The organism is Corallococcus terminator (assembly GCF_003611635.1).
GTDB classification, from domain to species: Bacteria; Myxococcota; Myxococcia; order Myxococcales; family Myxococcaceae; genus Corallococcus; species Corallococcus terminator.
In genome coordinates, this window is record NZ_RAVZ01000222.1 from 1 (window position 1) to 16,651 (window position 16,651).

Genomic DNA, 16,651 nt, shown 5'->3' on the forward strand with positions numbered 1-16,651 from the left:
TCCGAGAGCGCCCGCGCGACGCTGGGGGCGGCGGGGGCGGCGCCTTCTGGGACGGGGGGACGCTATGCCCTGACGTCTCCCTTCGCGGGCACCGTCGTGGCGCGCAACGCCACCATCGGTCGCAGCGCGGTCCCTGGTGAAGTCCTGTTCGAGGTGGCGGATCTCTCCACCCTGTGGGCCTGGCTGGAGGTGCCAGAGGCGGAAGCGGGCGCCGTGCGTCCCGGACAGAAGGTCATCCTCTTCTTCGAGGGGCAGCGGGGGCCACCGCGTGAGGCCACGCTCAGCCGTGTCGCCAGCTCGGTGGATCCGCGCACGCGCACGGTGCGCGTGCGCGTGGAACTGCCCAACCCGGATGGAAGCCTCAAGGCGGGCGTCTTCCTGCGGGCGCGGATCCAGGTGTCCGACGAGAAGGAGGTGCTCCTGGTGCCCCAGGTCGCCGTGCAGCGCGCGGACGGCAAGAGCCTCGTCTTCGTCAAGACGGGCGCCGGCCTCTTCGAGCCCACCCAGGTGGAGCTGGGCGACGTCTTCTCCGACTCCGTGGAGGTGGTGAAGGGGCTCGCCTCCGGAGCGGAAGTCGTCACCACGGGGGCCTTCCTCCTCAAGACGGAAGTGCTGAAGGACTCCATCGGGGCGGGCTGCTGCGAAGAGGGAGGCGGGTGAGCTGGCCATGCTGATCCAGACCATCGACTGGTCCCTCAAGCACCGAGGGGTGGTGCTCGCGGCCACGCTCGCGCTCATCGTCTCGGGCCTCCTCGCCTTCCGCGAGCTGCCCATCGACGCGCTCCCCGACACCACGCCCACCCAGGTCCAGGTGAACGTGGTCGCGCCCGCCCTGACCCCTGTCGAGGTGGAGCGACAACTGACCCTTCCCATCGAGCAGGTCCTCGCGGGCCTGCCGGGACTGGAGGAGCTGCGTTCGGTCTCCAAGTTCGGCCTGGGACAGGTGACGCTGCAATTCAAGGAGGGCACCCAGGTCTGGTTCGCCCGGCAGGTCATCAGCGAGCGGTTGGGCTCGCTGGAGCTGCCCGCCGGGGTGGCGAGGCCGACGCTGGGCCCGGTCGCCACGGGCCTGGGGGAAGTCTTCCACTACCTGGTGAAGAGCAGGACACAGAGCCTGGAGGAACTCGGGGCGCTGCATGACTGGGTCATCGCTCCTCAACTGCGCAGCGTGTCCGGCGTGGCGGAGATCAACACCTGGGGCGGTGCCGAGCGGCAATGGCACGTCATCGTCGACCCGAGGCGCCTGCAGAAGTTCGACCTGACGCTCGGGGATGTCTACCGCGCCCTGGAGACGAACAACGCCAACGTGGGGGGCGGGGTGATGGAGCAGGGCGGCGCCGTGAGCCTCGTGCTGGGCGTGGGCGTCCTGGAGGACGGCACCCAGGTGGGCGACGTCGTCATCGCCGCCCGCCAGGGCGTTCCGGTGCTCGTGCGGGACGTGGCGCGGGTGGAGGTGGGCCGCGAAATCCGGCGCGGCGCCACCACCGCGGACGGGCAGGGGGAGGTGCTGCTGGGCCTGGGCTTCATGCTGATGGGAGAGAACTCCCACACCGTGACCGCGGCCCTGGCGAGTCGCCTGGAGGAGGTGAAGAAGAGCCTCCCCCGGGACGTGACGGTGGAGCCCGTCTACGAGCGGACCGAGCTCGTGGACCTGGTGATCCGCACCGTGGAGAAGAACCTCTTCGAGGGGGCGCTCCTGGTCATCGCGATCCTCTTCCTCTTCCTGGGCAACGTGCGCGCCGGGCTCATCGTCGCCGCGGCCATTCCCCTGTCCATGCTCTTCGCGTTCAACGGCATGCTGCGTTTCGGCATCGCGGGCACGCTGATGAGTCTGGGCGCCATCGACTTCGGCCTCGTCGTCGATTCCTCCGTCATCCTGGTGGAGAACGCGGAGAGGCGACTGGCGGATGCGAAGGGTGGACGCAGCATCCTGGAGGTGGTGCGGGATGCGGCCGTGGAGGTGAGAAAGCCCACGCTCTTCGGCGAGCTCATCATCATGGTGGTGTACCTGCCCATCCTCACGCTGGAGGGGGTGGAGGGACGGCTGTTCCGGCCCATGGCGCTGACCGTCATCCTGGCCCTGCTGGGCAGCGCCCTCATCTCCATGACGCTGATGCCGGTGCTGGCGTCCTTCGCGTTGCGCAAGGGCGCTGCGCACCACAAGGAGCCCTGGCTGGTCCGCGCGCTCAAGCGGGGCTACCGGCCGCTCCTCGACCGGACCCTCGGGCATCCGCGCGCGGTGCTCGGTGCCGCGGTGCTTCTGGTGTTGGGGGCGGGGCTTGGGGCCACGCGGTTGGGACGCGAGTTCGTCCCCCGGTTGTCGGAGGGCACCATCGTCATCAACACCGTGCGCCTGGCGGAGGTGTCGCTGTCGGAGTCGGTCCGCTACGGAACGCAGTTGGAGAAGGTGCTGCTCGCGAAGTTCCCTCACGAGGTGAAGCGCGTGTGGACGCGCACGGGTTCACCGGAGGTGGCCACGGAGACGATGGGCATCGAACTCGCGGACGTCTTCATCACCTTGAAGCCCCGCGAGGAATGGAAGCGGGCGGCGACACAGGACGGGCTCGTCGCGGAGATGAAGGCGGAACTCTCCGACATGCCCGGCATGCGCATGGCGTTCCTCCAGCCCATTGAGATGCGCGTCAACGAGATGGTGGCCGGCGTGCGCAGTGACGTGGGCATCAAGCTGTTCGGCGACGACCTGGACGTGCTCAAGGCCAAGGCGAAGGAGATGGAAGCGCTGGTGCGAGCCATCCCAGGGGCGACCGACGTCACCGTGGAGCAGGTCACGGGACAGCCCGTCCTGGAGGTGGTGGTGGACCGCGCGGCCATTGCCCGCCATGGCATCCCCGCGCGCGACGTCCTGGATGTCGTGGAGGCCGTGGGCACCCGGAAGACAGGCGAGGTGCGCGAAGGGGAGCGGCGGTTCGACCTCGCCGTGCGCCTCGCGGAGGACTACCGCGAACGGCCCGCGAAGCTCGCGACGGTGCTGGTCGCCGCGCCGGATGGAGCGCGGATTCCCCTGGGACGCCTGACGACGATTCGCGAGGTGTCCGGCCCCACCACCCTCCAGCGCGAGTGGGGCAAGCGGCGCATCGTGGTGCAGGCCAACGTGCGCGGGCGGGACCTGGGCGGCTTCGTCGCCGAGGTGCGCCAGACACTGGAGCAGAAGGTGGCGTTTCCTCCCGGCTACTTCCTCCGGTATGGCGGGCAGTTCGAGAACCTGGAGCGAGCCCAGGCCCGACTCCTCGTCGTGGTGCCGGTGGCGCTCGCGCTCATCTTCGGGCTGCTCTATCTCACCTATCGCCGCGTGCTGGACGCGGTGCGCATCTTCATGGGTGTCCCCTTCGCGCTGGTGGGCGGGGTGCTGGCCCTGCTGGTGCGAGGCCTCCCGTTCTCCATCTCCGCCGCGGTGGGCTTCATCGCGCTGTCGGGTGTGTCCGTGCTGGGCGACATGGTGCTGGTGTCCCGGGTGCGTCAGTTGCTCAACCGGGGGCGTCCATTGCAGGAGGCCCTCCGCGAGGCGGCGCTCTCGCGCTTGCGGCCCGTGCTGATGACATCCTCGGTGGCCGCCATCGGATTCCTGCCCATGGCGCTCAACACGGGAGTGGGGGCCGAGGTGCAACGGCCCCTGGCCACGGTGGTGATTGGCGGAATCCTGTCGTCCACCTTGCTGACGCTCGTGGTGCTGCCTGTCCTCTACTCCGTCTTCGGTGCTGGCGCGGATGCCACCCGTGAAGGCGGGCCGAAGGTGGAGGACGAGGAGGACGGTGGGTTCGAGGACGGAGCACGGAGCGGGACGAAGGGGGATGCTCGGTCCTGATGCAGCCCGCGAGGCTCGGGCTGCCCGAGTCCTGCCTCAAACCGCGACGAGCACGATGGCCAGCAGCGGCAGCAGGCCCTGGACGATGCTGGCCGTGAAGAAGCGGCGGTTGCTCGTCACCAGCACCAGCGCGGCCAGCAGCATGCACGCGCAGCCGAACATCACGGCCGCCACGCCCGACGCCACCGACGCGGTGTGCACCAGCGCCACGCCGACGAAGACGCCCAGCGCGAGGAACAGATTGTAGAAGCCCTGGTTGAGCATGATGGGCTTCGCCACGTCCGCGTCCGACTGCGACTTCAGCCCGAAGCGCTTCCACACCTTCGGCTGCGAGAAGAGGACGCTCTCCATCACGAAGAACAACACGTGGATGAGCGCTGCGATGACCGCGAAGACCTGTGCCAGTGGCGACATGATGACTCCCCCTCCGGGGTGGGCTATTCTGTACCAGTCAGTTCCGAATCTATATTGAATCGTTCGGTTCAGAATTGTCAAGGAGGGTGACGTGGCGCGGACGCGGGCGTTCGATGAGACGGTGGCGGTACGGGCGGCGTTGGGGGTGTTCTGGTCGCGGGGTTATGAGGCGACATCGCTTTCGGACCTGGAGTCCGCGACGGGGCTGAACCGCTCCAGCCTGTATCAAGCGTTCGACAGCAAGCGCGCGCTGTTCGCTCGCTCCATCACGCTGTACCTCCAGGAGGTCATCGCGCCCCGGCTGGTCGTCTTCACCACGGGCACGCCGGGCCTGGAGCAGGTGACGACCTATTTCGAAGCGCTCGCGACGACGATGGGCACCGCGCCTCCCACGCTGACGCGGCGGGGGTGCCTGCTGGTGAATACGGCGACGGAGCTGGCACCGCACGACGCGGAGGCCCACCAGGCGGTGGAGGACTACCGGACCCTGCTGAGCGGGCACCTGACGCGGGCCCTGGAGGGCGCGGCGCGGACGGGGCTGATGCCTCGGAAGACGGTGGCCCGCCGCGTGGAACTATTGGTGGGGGCTGTGATTGGCGTGCTCGTCACGGCGCGTGTGGACCCGGCCGCCGCGGCGAGGCTGGCCCAGGCGGCGGCGAGCGAGGTGGCGGGCTGGGCGGGGTAGGACGGGGCCGGGCTTGTCCGGCCCGTGAAGACTGCTACAAGGGCGCGCGTTACCCCCGAGGCGCCCCGTGCCTCCGTCCCCCGAGGCCCTGATGGATTTCTCCGCGCTCGCGTTGTCGCCCCCGCTGCTCCAGGTGTTGGAGGAGCTGGAGTTCCGCACCGCCACCCCCATCCAGGCCCAGACCATCCCGGTGTTGTTGCAGGGCAAGGACCTCGTCGGACAGGCCCGCACGGGCAGTGGGAAGACGGCGGCGTTCGCGCTGCCCATCCTGCAGAAGGTGAAGCTCACGCAGGACCGGAGGCTCCAGGCGCTGGTGCTCTGCCCGACGCGCGAGCTGTGCGCGCAGGTGGCCGGAGAAATCCGACGGCTGGCGCGGCGGATGCCCGGCGTGCAGGTGCTGCCGCTGGCGGGCGGGTCGCCCATCAAGCCGCAGGTGGAGGCGCTGGAGAAGGGCGTGCACATCGCGGTGGGGACGCCGGGGCGCATCCTGGACCTGTTGGATCGCGAGGTGCTGGACCTGCGGCACCTGGCGACGGTGGTGCTGGATGAAGCGGACCGGATGCTGGACATGGGCTTCCGTGAGGACATGGAGCGCGTGCTCGGCGCGACGCCGTCGAAGCGGCAGACGGTGCTCTTCTCCGCGACGTTCCCGGACGACATCGAGAAGCTGAGCCGCGCGTTCCAGAAGGACCCCGTGCGGGTGTCGCTGGCGCAGGAGGAGGCCGCGCCGGACATCCAACAGGTGGCGTATGCATGCCAGCCGGAGGAGAAGCTGGGGATGTTGCTGCGCATCCTCAAGCAGCACCAGCCGACGTCCGCCATCGTGTTCTGCAACTTCAAGGCGGTGGTGGTGGAGGTGACGCGCGAATTGGTGAAGGCGGGCGTAAGCGCGGACGGATTGCAGGGGGACCTGGAGCAGTTCGACCGGGACCGGGTGATGGCGAAGTTCCGCAATCACAGCACGCGCGTGCTGGTGGCCACGGATGTCGCGGGCCGGGGCATCGACGTGGAGGCGCTGGACGCGGTGGTGAACTACGAGATGCCCCAGCAGCCGGAGGCGTACGTACACCGCATCGGGCGCACGGGCCGCGCGGGCCTGCGGGGCCTGGCCATCTCGCTGGTGACGCGCTCGGACAGCCGGAAGGTGGAGGACATCGAGGGCACCACGGGCGTGAAGCTGGAGAAGGGCGACGTGGAGGCGCTGGTGCCGGAGAACATGCCCGGGGTGTCGCTCATCTCCGGCTGGGAGACGCTGTCCATCTCCGCCGGCCGCAAGGACAAGATGCGCCCGGGTGACATCCTGGGCGCGCTCACGGGCGAGGCGGGCGGGCTGGCCGCGACGGACGTGGGCAAGATCGAAATCCACGACCACCACGCCTTCGTCGCCGTCTCCAAGCGCGTGGTGAAGGTCGCCTTCCAGCGCCTGAGCGAAGGCCGCATCAAGGGGCGCAAGCAGCGCATCGAGCGGGTGAAGTAGGGAACGGCACACTCAACCGGTGAGTGCAAAACCCTGCGTTCTCCCGGTTGAGAGCGCGGGGCGACTCCCACCAGCGGCATGCTCCAAGGTTACGCGCGGCCCTGAGTCGCGCCGTCCCATCTCAGCGGAGGGCCTTCTCCAGCTCCTCGCGGCTGAAGTCCCTCGCGAGGTTGTTCGGGTCCCAGAGGGCGGCCAGCTCGACGATGGCTGGCAGCAGGGCCTGGATGCGGTCCTTGAGCCTGGCGCGCACGTGCTCCTTGAACTTCTGGTTCTCCAGGCGGGCCAGCTCGCGCACCTCTTCCGGGACGCGGTTGACCAGGTCGTCGAGGGGGCGCAGGCCCCGCTCGAGCGCGCTGTCGACCTCGCTCTGGAGGTTGCCCGGCAGGGCCTTGAGCTTGCCGGCGGCGTCCTTGCGAGTGATTTCCTCGATGTGCTGACGGAAGAGGTAGGACTCCGCGAGCTGCTCGAGGGTCTCGCTGCCCAGGGACTGGACGAAGATGCCCTTGAACTTGTCGCGGAACTTGTTGTCGAGCTCCTCGGTGAGCCTCCAGTCGGTGTCGATGGCCGAGCACACCTTGTCCTTGAAGCTGGAGGCTTCGCTTCGCTGGGCCGAGCTGGGCACGCGTGAGGCCCAGTCGGAGAGGTAGCCCTTGGCCTGGTCGAGCATGACCTTGGCCTTCCCCAGGTCGTTCTTCTCACGGTACGTGTCGACCTCCGCCCGCGTCGCGTTGAAGAGCAGCAGGACGCTGCCCTTCTCCGCCTGCACCAGGCTTTGGTAGGCCGACACCAGGTTTCGGTAGTGGCCCTTCTGCACCTGGTAGATTTCGGAGTCACCCTGCGCCGCGTCCAGCAGGTTGCGGTTGATTTCGTCGGGGATCTCGACGTTGAACCGCAAGGAGATGAACTGCTTGGCCAGGTCCACGCCCATGCCGCCCAGGAGCTTGTCATCGAGCTTGAGGGCCACGCCGAGCGACTTCGCGGTGGCGCGCGCGACGCCCTCGCTGGCGCGCTTGAGCACGCCCGGGGCGAGCTCGTCGACGATGGACTGCGCCATCCGTGAGACTTGCTGCACCACCTGACGCTGGTCGTTCTCGAAGGTGACGTCCTTGGACAGCAGGAAGGTCCACTTGTCCCACAACTCGCCCAGCATCTTGTTGAGCAGGTCCTGGTGGACGAGCAGGTCATCGTGGAGCTGGGGCGTCTGCACCTTGGCCAGGGAGTCGAAGAAGGCCATCTCGTGCTCCAGCGCCTGGTACCAGAAGAGCTGGAGGGCGGGCGAGAGCATGTTGTCCTTGGCGGCATCGCCAAAGGCGCGGCTGATGTCGGCCGCGGCCGTGGCGCAGCGCTCCTGCCACTTGCGCTGCGTCCCCAGATTGCCGGCGCTGGTGCGCTCGCTGGCGTCGAGCATGGCCGACAGGGCTTGATCGGCCGCGTTTCCAACCTTCACGAAGGCGTCGCTCAAAGCGCGCTTCACCGTGTCGGGGGCGCCCTCCGAGGCGCGGTTCAACCGTTCGTTGAGTTCAGAGACGCGGCTTGAGTACCAGCCCATGGAGTGCTCCTTACAGGCTCTGCTCGCTGGTGATGCGCCAGGGGCCACCGTTGCGGCGTTGGACCGTCCAGCGCCGACGCACGTCGACGGAGTTGAAGGTGCGGGTCTGGCCCTCGAAGAGGCCCACGTGGTCCAGCTCCAACTCGACCTCCTCGACGCGCGGCAGGCCCGGGGCCTCGTCGCCCCGGATGACGACGCGCGCCTCGCCCATCCAGCGCACCCGCGCGTCCAGCACCTTGCCGAGGATGAGACCCCGCGCGCGCACCCACTCGCTGTCGCGGCCGTTCCAGGTCCAGACCGGGTAGTAGATGGGCCGGTCGGCGTCTGGCACGGCGCGCCAGTTCGCGAAGAGGCCGTTCCAGGTCTCCTGGTCACCGCGCTTCACGGCTGAAATCATCGCGGTGAGGACCTCGCGCGGGCTCGCGTCGTCGGCCGGAGCGCCGAAGCTCTCCTGGCTGAGCGTCTCCTCTCCGGCGAAGCGCGGTCCGCCCTCGCTCGGGTCGCTGACATCGACGCAGACCACGCCGCCGACCAGGGCGGCGACGGGCTCCACCTCCAGGCCGGCGGCGGTGCGGCCCGAGCCCGCGAGCAGGCGGGGATCCGGAAGGATGCGGCCGAGCACGGCGATGTCGAGCCTCACCGACGGGGCAACGCGCTTCTGGTAGCGCTGCATGGCGGAGAAGACCTTGTTCATGGCCGGGGTGTTGGCGGGGCAGAAGACCCAGGCGCCTGACTGGTTCCAGGCCAGGTAGCCCTTGCCCATGTCGACCAGCCACTCCCGTTGCGTCAGCGTCGGCAGTGAGACCAGCTTGCCGGTCACCGCCGAGCGGTCACCCCGGAAGGGGTCGACGACGGGGAAGGCGCCGAGCGTCTCCCCTGCACGCGCCTCCAGCAGGGCCTTCCACGCCGCCGCGGCCTGGAGGCCGATGGCCTTCACCTGCTCCTCGCCCCGGGTGCGGAACTCAAGGGCATCCGCCGGGAGCGTGACGAGGTCTCCTTCGAGACAGGCATGCACCGTCTCCCAGTCCTCGCGCATCGCCGTCGCGAAGGGGCCGGGATAATGCTCGACGAGGAAGTCGACGCGGGCTTTGTGTTTGAGGTGATTCGCGAGCTCCGCGCGCGTCCCTCGCGAGGTGCGCCAGGCGCCGAAGGTGCTGTCGAGCAGGCGCTCCCAGTCGAAGACGCGCTTCTCCAGCCATGACATCCAGGCCTCGTCGAAGCCGTCGCGACCCATGCGCTCGGGTCCTCCCGGTCCGATGAGCTGCCGCGTCGTATCGGCGATGCTCCAGGTGCGTTCATGGAGCAGGGCGCCGCTGAACTCGTGCTCCTCCCAGCCCTCGCCGGGCTCGCGCCGGCGAACGATTCGCACCTGGACCTTGTCACCCTCCTTTCGCCCCTGTTTGTCCCAGGTCTGGTTCTCGGCGTACTGGCCGAGCATGAAGGGCACGGTGCGCTGCGTGGTGGCCAGGTCGGGTGGCTTGACGACGGGCTGACCGTCGATGGCGATGACCCGGTCGCCCACGCGCAGTCCCGAACCGCGGAAGCCGCTGTCCCAGGAGATCCACGACACGTGGAGGTGGGGCGTCAGGGCGTCGAAGCGCGCGTCGAGCTTGAGGCCGCTGCGCAGGCCATCTTGAAGGTATTCCTTCTCGGCGCCACGTGGGTTCATGAAGGCGTCCCTGCCCTGAATCCCCGCCCCCTGCGGAGATGATGCGTCGTTCTCTACCTCGCGGGCCTCGGCGCTTCAAGGAAGGGGGACGCCGGAGCACCTTCGCCCGCGTCTCGACATCGGTGTCCGAAACGACTGGCTTGCTCGTCCACGTGAGGACCGATGCCTCGCGGTCACCTCGTGCTGATTCACTCCGCGACGCGTGAGGGAATCGACCGTGTCAGCCCGCTGACCGGTGGCAGCGCGGGCCTGCTCCCCAACCCCTTCGCCCAGAGGCCTTTGAACCGCGCCACCGGCCCCCCGGGAGCGTGCGAATGGAACGCAGTCACCCAGGCACGCTCTTGCGCTCGGTCCGTGACGGAGGAGGCGCTTCCGCGTGCTTCGCCAGCGCTTCGGCGATCTGCGCTTCCTTCCACCCAGGGTCCAACACCGGGCAGAAGTAGCCCGGTCCCGCACGCTCCCGCACCGCCCAGGCGAAGAAGTCCTGCGCCAGCGTGTGCACTTCTTCCGGCAGGAAGAGCGCCGCGACGTCGTACTCCGTGAAGCGCAGCAGGCCCGGCACGCGCCACTCCCGCTCCCAGTCGAAGCGGTAGTTGTAGGGCGCGTTGTGCGCGTCCCCCTGGATGTCCACGAAGGGCGTCACCGCCCACACGGGTTCCTTGTGCGGCTCCTTCGCCGTCAGCGCCTGGTCCAACTGGTGCTTCATCGCCAGGTGCGCAGGGGAGCCGTACTGCACGTACCAGACGGGGCCTCCTCCCTGCGACAGGATGAAGCTCTTGCGGAACGCGATGCCGTACAGGCTCCTGCGCTGCACCAGTCGTCCCAACTGGTCGATGGGAATCTCGCTGAAGCACACCGAACGGCTCCGGTCCGCCACCTTCGCTTCCCGCCGCGCGATGCCAAAACCCTCCGCGCCCGGGATGAGCGTGCGCGCTCCCAGGATGCTCATCATGTTCTGGTAGGCGTCATGGTACGGGGGCCCGGGCTTCGTGAAGTGCACCACGAAGTCGGACATGTCCCGCCACTGCGCGTTCGCCTGATACCCGAGCATCGACCTGGAAACCCCCGGGGGAGTCTCCCGGCCCGGTCACCTCTTCGCAACCCAACTTGGCAGGTTGTCCCAGCGCCTGCCCGCCCTGCTTGCGGACAGCCTGCTCAAGGCTGGGGGCCGGGCGCTGGAACCCTCGGCCGCGACAACTGCATGAGCGCGAACCCCACGAGCACCGCCAGCGAAGCGACCGCTGCCTCGCGGGCGCTCGCGCCGAAGGCCACCAGCGTCAACCCCAGCACCAGCGTGGGTACCGCGAGCAGCGCGTGCGCCGGCTTCAGGTTCCGCTCGCGCCGCAGCGACAACACCGCCAGCGCGGCGGCGGTGACACCGAATTGCATCAGCACCGCGATGGCGGACAGGGCGAAAAGCTCCGACAGGTCCCCCATGTTCACGAACCCGATCACCAGCACCCACGTCACGAAGAGCGCCCGCATCGGCACGCCCGAAGGCGTCATCCGCTCCAGCCCGAACAGCGACCGCTCGCCGGAGGCCAGCGTGGACAGGTAGCGCGGCGTCGTCACCAGCGTTCCCAGGCAGATGCCCAGCGCGGACACGCTGGTGCCCGCGTTCACGAAGCGCTCCAGCCCCTGGCCCCCCCAGACGCCCGCTGCCTGCACCAGCGGCGCGGTCGCCTGCGCGAGTCCCGGCAGCGCCGCCACGCACGCCCACGTGAGCCCCACGTACAGCAACATCGCCACCAGCAGCGACCCCACCGTGGCCAGCGGCACCGTGCGCTCCGGCGAGCGCACCTGCCCGGCGATGACCGGGACGATTTCAAAGCCCTGGAAGGCGAACATCACCGCGAGCCCCGCCTTCAGCCACGACCCTCCCGTGGCGGGCAGCGGCGCCGGCAGCTCTCCGGCGGAGGGCAGGAAGAAGAAGGCCCCCAGCAGCGCCACCAGGGGCACCAGCTTGAGCACCGTGAGCGCCGTCCACGTCCTCGCGGACACGCGCATCCCGGTCGCCACCAGCGCCACCAGGGCCGTCACCAGCGCGGTGGCCAGGAAGCGCTCGCCCACCGGCCCCGCCAATCCCAGCGACGGCGCCAGCGCCCTTGCCAGGCCCGCGTTCACCGCGGAGGCACTCAGGAAGGCACTGACGTAGGCCACCCAGCCGACGAGGAACGAGGCCCGCTCGCCGAACGCCGCGCGCGCGAAGACGACCGGCCCTCCGTCCGCGTCGAACCGCCGCCCGAGCACCGCGAACGCGAGCGCCACCGGCACCAGCGCCAGGCCCGTCACCGCGAAGGCCCACACGGCGCCCATCCCCGGCGCCTGGGCCGCCACCTCCGCGGGCGCGAAGAAGATGCCGACGCCCACGATGCCGTTGACGCCAAGGGCCAGCAGTTGGAAGGGACCGACGGTGCGCCTGGGTTCAGCGCCAGCAGGAAGTGTGGACACGGCCGCAGTTCACTACACCCGCCGTCCCGGCACCATGGGCACCCGTCCTTCCGGCCTCACGGATGGGAGAGCACCAGGCTGAGCGCGGCCATGCGCGCGGAAGCGGAATCCCTTCCCAACGACTCCGGGATGGAGACGCGCACGTTGTCCTCGCGCTGGTCCCCACAGGCGCGCGTGCCCATGTAGTGCTTGCGGTCACGCTCGATGATGAGGTTGTAGCCGCACGGGCCCACCGAACCCATCAACTCGATGGGACTGAGCGTCAGCGACGAGGGCTGGCCCGCGAAGTTCCCGGCCATCTCCACCACGTCCGGCCGTTCACGCACGGAGAGGTCCACCGGCTCCTTGCCCACCGTGCCCTGGATGCGCTGGTCCGACAGCTTCAGGTCCACGGGGCGCTGGAAGGCCTCTCCGCTCAGGGCGTCGTCCGTCATCCGCAAGCGCAGGTCGGGACCCTGGAGACCTTGCGCATTCACGCTCGCGCGCACGGTCGTCCGGGGTGTCTTGAGCTCCACGATGTCGTCCGTCTTCGCGACGGCGGATCCGCCCGCGAGCAGGGCGGCGACGCTGAGGATGCAGGCGGTCTTCATGCTCCAAAGCTGGGGCGTCGGGCCGCGCGCCACCAGGGGCGTGCCCCGGTTGCTCGGGGGGCCGCGTCCGGGCGGTCCCTCCGCTCCGCTTCCGGTGCAGGGGGAGCGCCGTGATATCGGTTGCCTCGTGTCCCGCTCCCGCCTGCTGGCCCTCGTCCTCACCCTCGTCGCCCTCCTCGTCGCCGCCTGGCAACGCTTCCAGGCGGTGGAACGGCTGTCGCAGGACTTCGACGAGGCGACCTACCTGCCCATCGCCTACACCTACGCGGGGATGCTCGACGAGGGGCGCTGGAGCGACATCGGCGGGGTGCGCGAGAACTTCGAACACCCGCCGCTGGTGAAGCTGCTCTTCGCGCAGGCGGTGCGGACCACGCACGCCCCCGAGCCCGACTGGGAGAACGTGCCCATGGGCCAGCCCCTGCCCGACGCCGCTCGGCCTGCCTTCCGCGTGACGCGGGGCCTGTCCGCGGTGGCCGGGGTCCTTCAGGTAGGGGTGCTCGCGACCGTGGATCCGGTGGGCGCGCTCCTGCTCGCGTGGGATCCGTACCACACGAAGTACACGTCCCAGGCCTACCTGGAAGCGGTGCCCGGGCTGCTGGCGACGCTCGCGCTGCTGGCCTTCGAACGCGCGCGGCGGGGTGCGGCGGGTTTCGCATCCCCGTGGCTCGCGGTGTCTGGCGCGCTGCTCGGGCTGGCGGCGGCGGGAAAGTATCCGTACGGGCTGGTGGGCGGGCTCACGTTCCTGCCGTTCCTGGTGTCGGGCGCGCGGACCCGGTGGCGCGCGTGGGCCGCGTTCGTCGTGCCCACGGTGGCGGTGTTCCTGCTCGCGAACCCCGCGCTGTGGTCCTCTCCGTTCGCGTCGCTGTGGGAGTCCGTCACGTTCCACTGGGACTACTCGCACAGCGAACACGTGCGGAGGAGCGCGCTGCCCTGGTACCAGCCGCTCGCGTTCCTGGTGGATCCGTGGCTGTCCCGGTCGCAGGAGGGCATCTATCTCACGTCCTTCAACACGTGGGTGCTGCTGCCGCTGGCGGTGGTGGGCGGCCCCCGGACGTGGCGCGAGCGGCCCGTGTGGGCGGTGGGCGCGGTCGTGGGGCTGGTGTTCCTGCTGCTGTGGAGCACGAAGTGGCCGCAGTACCTGCTGCTCGTCCTGCCCGCGCTGTGCGTCTGCGCGGGCTCGGGCGTGTGGACCGTGGTGGGGTGGGGCGGAAGGCTCGTGCAGCGGGCCCGCGCCTGACGGGCCGTCGCACGGGCGCGGCTTCAGCGCAGGTGCGTGAAGACGTTCAGGGATTCAGGCAGGGGCATGTTCGAGCCCGGCAGCAGGCACGTCAGCTTCGCGCCCCCGGGCAGGGGCAGCCAGCCCGTGCGCAGCATCACGGAGGCCGGGAGGCTGGGGCTTCGCAGCATGCCGGCGCAGGCTACGCCCCGGCGCTCCATGTCCTGCATGACGCCCTGGAGCAGCCGCTGCCGGTCCGCGCAGGACACGGACTCGTCGAAGGCCACCAGGTCCACGACCTCCGAGGTGACGGAGTGGGAGCCTTTGCCTGTCACCTCGAGGCTGTATGTGTTCACGAAGCCCTGCACCTCACCGTCCTGTTCCAGCACGAAGGTGCGCGGGACGTCCTGGTACTGGAGCTGGTGCGCCAGTCGCTCGGCCGTATAGGTGAAGCCCAGGGTCACCGGCTGCATCATCCGCCGCACCAGGCTCAGGCAGCGCAGCAGGTCGTTGGGGTGATAGGGCCGGATGCCCCGGGTGTCCGCTTCCCGGAAGCCCTGGCGGAGGAAGGGACGCGCCAGCGTGAGCAGGTGGCGCTGCGTGTCCGTGAAGGCCCCGCGCGCCAGTGCCCGGGCATCAAAGACATGCGCCCAGAGCCCCAGCCCCTGGATGTGGCGTTTGTTCCAGGCCTGCTTCCAGAAGCCCGACTCCCGCGCGCCCGTCGTCACGCAGCCCAGGGAGAGGCGGGCCCCGCGATCGCGGTGGCGAAGCAGCAGCTCCCGCGCCAGCTTCCCGGCGACGCCCTCGCCCCGGTGCGAATCCGCGACGCTGGCCCGGCTCCCGTGGGTGCCGTCCACTTCCTGGGCGCCCAGGCGGATCCGCGCGGGCTCCGCGAACAGCGTGCCCACCAACGTCCCCTTGTCGTACGCCGCCAGCAGGTAGTCGCGGGGGGCCTGTCCGCCGCGGAACAGCAGCCAGTCCATGAAGCGCGAATTCCAGACAGGCAGTGCGACGGACTTGCCGTAGCTGGATTGCCAGACGCGGTTGATGAACCAGGCCGCCTCCGCGGCGTCGCCTTCGAAGGTGCGCACCTCAACCATGGCGCCCTCCGGAGAGAGGGCCCACGCGGCCTTGGAGTGTCATGGCGCGCCGAACCGCGACGCGCGGTGATTGCTGCGACCTTCGCCCCGGCATGGATTCCATGACGGGAAGTTAGGGAGGGCTGGCAGGGGGGTAAGCGGTCCCCGAGTGCATGGGGGACAGGCCTTCAGTGTTCAGTCCACCGCATCCGTGGCCGGGCGCGACGGGGGGCCTTCCCCGATTTCTCAGGGGGTGCCCAGGGACGGGGGCCCGAGGAAGAAGTCCGCCATCACCGCGCCGTGGTCGGAGCCGCCGTAGCCGTTGCCTTCGCGCGCCACGCGGAAGGAGCCGGGGACATAGGCGCCGCCGCCGGCCGCGAGGTAGAGGTGGTCGATGGCCTGCCGCTGGTTGGAATAGACATACGTCCAGACCTCGGTGGACGGCCGGTCGCTGGAGACGCGCAGCAGGGCGCCGTCCCGCTCCATCGCGTTGAGGGCCTCGGAGCCGGGGACGTCATTGAGGTCTCCGCCGAGCACCACCAGCGCGTCCGGGAACGCCTTCGCCACGTCCACGACGATCTCCCGGGACGCGGTGGCTTCGGCGATGCGGCGGCCTGCATCGTCGTCCACCTTGGAGCGGAAGTGCGCCGCGAAGACGATGACCTCCGCGCCGTGCACGTTCAGGTGCACCTCCAGCAGCTCGCGTGAGAAGCGCGTGGCGGAGCCGTCCGGGCGGTAGATGTAGCGGTCGCGGTGGCGACGCACGTCGATGATGGGGTGCTTGGAGAGGACCGCCACGTCCACCGACGCCACGGTGCCAATCTCTCCCAGTCGCGCGTGGCCGAACCCCGGCGTGCGACGCTGGAGCTCGTCCAGGGACGCCTGGGTTTCAACCTCCTCCAGCAGCACCACCTCCGCGTCGAGCGCGGTGATGGCGCGGGCCAGCCGCTCCGCCTGCTGTTCGAACTCCGCCTGCGTGGGGAGCTCCTCGTAGTTGGAGCCGCCGCAGGAGCCCGACTCGCACACGGTGTCGAAGAGGCGGTGCACGTTGTACGCGGCGATGCGCACGCGGCCGGCGGACCCTTCCGGAGGCGCTCCCCCGTCGGGCACCGAGCAGGCGCTGGAGAGACAGGCGCCCGCGTCCGGCGTGGGCAGGGTCTGCGCGGGCCGGCCATCACATCCCGCGAAGGCGAGGAGGAGGCCGCACAGGGAGAGGTGGGAACGGAGCGAACGGGAGCCGAAGGAAGGCCGCGACGAAGGTGACATCGGGGCGGCAACCTAGCACCGCCTTCCAGCGCGCTTCCGGGCGGACCGGGCCCGAATCGTCCGACGCAGCGCGGCTCGCACGTCCCTGGGACCGGGAGTCCGTGCACGACCGGACGTGCCGCATCCGTGTGTCCTGTGATGACCGCTCACGCGAGCACCGGCGCCGTTCATTGGAATGGGGCGCCGCTCCGGACCCGATGTCGCCGACCGTTCACCTGTGTGTCGGCGCCGTTCACCGCTGGGATGCCGCCCGGAGCCCTGACCGCGCCGACCGGCCACGGGGGGACTGGCGCCGTTCGCAGTGCCTCCGCGACCGCTCGTTCCCGAGGTCACCCTCCGTGCGGGCGGACGTGTGCATCCTGTCCGCATTCCGAGCCGCTTGAGCGCGCTTCGAGGTCCCACCGCCATGACCCCGTCCCTGCCCATGTCCCC

The 16,651-nt window shown here is 69.7% G+C and carries 13 protein-coding genes; 5 read left to right on the forward strand and 8 right to left on the reverse strand.

All coding sequences use genetic code 11. The features are described 5' to 3' along the window. Positions 1-660: efflux RND transporter periplasmic adaptor subunit (locus D7V88_RS27140; RefSeq protein WP_120543530.1), on the forward strand; the 660-nt coding region annotated here is incomplete at its 5' end. Between the two features lie 7 nt (positions 661-667). Beyond that, complete coding sequence (locus D7V88_RS27145) at positions 668-3,823, forward strand: efflux RND transporter permease subunit (RefSeq protein ID WP_120543531.1); 3,156 nt, start codon at positions 668-670, stop codon at positions 3,821-3,823. Positions 3,824-3,859: 36 nt separating this feature from the next. Here D7V88_RS27145 and D7V88_RS27150 read toward each other — a convergent pair whose 3' ends face one another. Next, a complete protein-coding gene (locus tag D7V88_RS27150) occupies positions 3,860-4,237 on the reverse strand; it encodes a DUF1304 domain-containing protein (protein ID WP_120543532.1) in 378 nt (125 codons plus the stop codon). A 91-nt stretch (positions 4,238-4,328) separates the two neighbouring features. Here D7V88_RS27150 and D7V88_RS27155 point away from each other — a divergent pair, with 91 nt between their 5' ends. Next, positions 4,329-4,922, forward strand: a complete 594-nt coding sequence (locus D7V88_RS27155) for a TetR/AcrR family transcriptional regulator (RefSeq protein WP_120543533.1) — start codon at positions 4,329-4,331, stop codon at positions 4,920-4,922. A 91-nt stretch (positions 4,923-5,013) separates the two neighbouring features. Then, positions 5,014-6,399 (forward strand): ATP-dependent RNA helicase DbpA, encoded by a 1,386-nt coding sequence (gene dbpA, locus D7V88_RS27160; protein ID WP_120543534.1) that lies wholly within the window; start codon positions 5,014-5,016, stop codon positions 6,397-6,399. 121 nt (positions 6,400-6,520) lie between these two features. Here the strand turns inward: dbpA and D7V88_RS27165 are convergent, their stop codons facing one another. From D7V88_RS27165 to D7V88_RS27185, 5 genes are all read right to left on the reverse strand, one after another. Continuing rightward, entirely contained in the window at positions 6,521-7,948 is a 1,428-nt protein-coding gene (locus tag D7V88_RS27165; RefSeq protein ID WP_120543535.1) for a hypothetical protein, read from the reverse strand. Between the two features lie 10 nt (positions 7,949-7,958). Continuing rightward, complete coding sequence (locus tag D7V88_RS27170) at positions 7,959-9,617, reverse strand: hypothetical protein (protein ID WP_120543536.1); 1,659 nt, start codon at positions 9,615-9,617, stop codon at positions 7,959-7,961. Between the two features lie 325 nt (positions 9,618-9,942). Next, on the reverse strand, positions 9,943-10,668 hold the full coding sequence (locus D7V88_RS27175; protein ID WP_120543537.1) for an abortive infection system antitoxin AbiGi family protein: 726 nt from the start codon (positions 10,666-10,668) through the stop codon (positions 9,943-9,945). Between the two features lie 104 nt (positions 10,669-10,772). After that, entirely contained in the window at positions 10,773-12,068 is a 1,296-nt protein-coding gene (locus tag D7V88_RS27180) for an APC family permease (protein ID WP_120543538.1), read from the reverse strand. A 56-nt stretch (positions 12,069-12,124) separates the two neighbouring features. Continuing rightward, positions 12,125-12,658, reverse strand: coding sequence for a hypothetical protein (locus D7V88_RS27185; RefSeq protein ID WP_120543539.1), 534 nt, complete (start codon positions 12,656-12,658; stop codon positions 12,125-12,127). A 127-nt stretch (positions 12,659-12,785) separates the two neighbouring features. On the opposite strand from D7V88_RS27185, the gene D7V88_RS27190 reads away from it, so the two are divergent. Continuing rightward, positions 12,786-13,895 (forward strand): hypothetical protein, encoded by a 1,110-nt coding sequence (locus D7V88_RS27190; RefSeq protein WP_120543540.1) that lies wholly within the window; start codon positions 12,786-12,788, stop codon positions 13,893-13,895. Between the two features lie 23 nt (positions 13,896-13,918). On the opposite strand, the gene D7V88_RS27195 is transcribed toward D7V88_RS27190, so the two are convergent. Then, positions 13,919-14,974, reverse strand: a complete 1,056-nt coding sequence (locus D7V88_RS27195; RefSeq protein WP_120543541.1) for a GNAT family N-acetyltransferase — start codon at positions 14,972-14,974, stop codon at positions 13,919-13,921. A 225-nt stretch (positions 14,975-15,199) separates the two neighbouring features. Beyond that, positions 15,200-16,219, reverse strand: a complete 1,020-nt coding sequence (locus D7V88_RS27200) for an endonuclease/exonuclease/phosphatase family protein (RefSeq protein ID WP_120543542.1) — start codon at positions 16,217-16,219, stop codon at positions 15,200-15,202. Between the last annotated feature and the right edge of the window lie 432 nt (positions 16,220-16,651).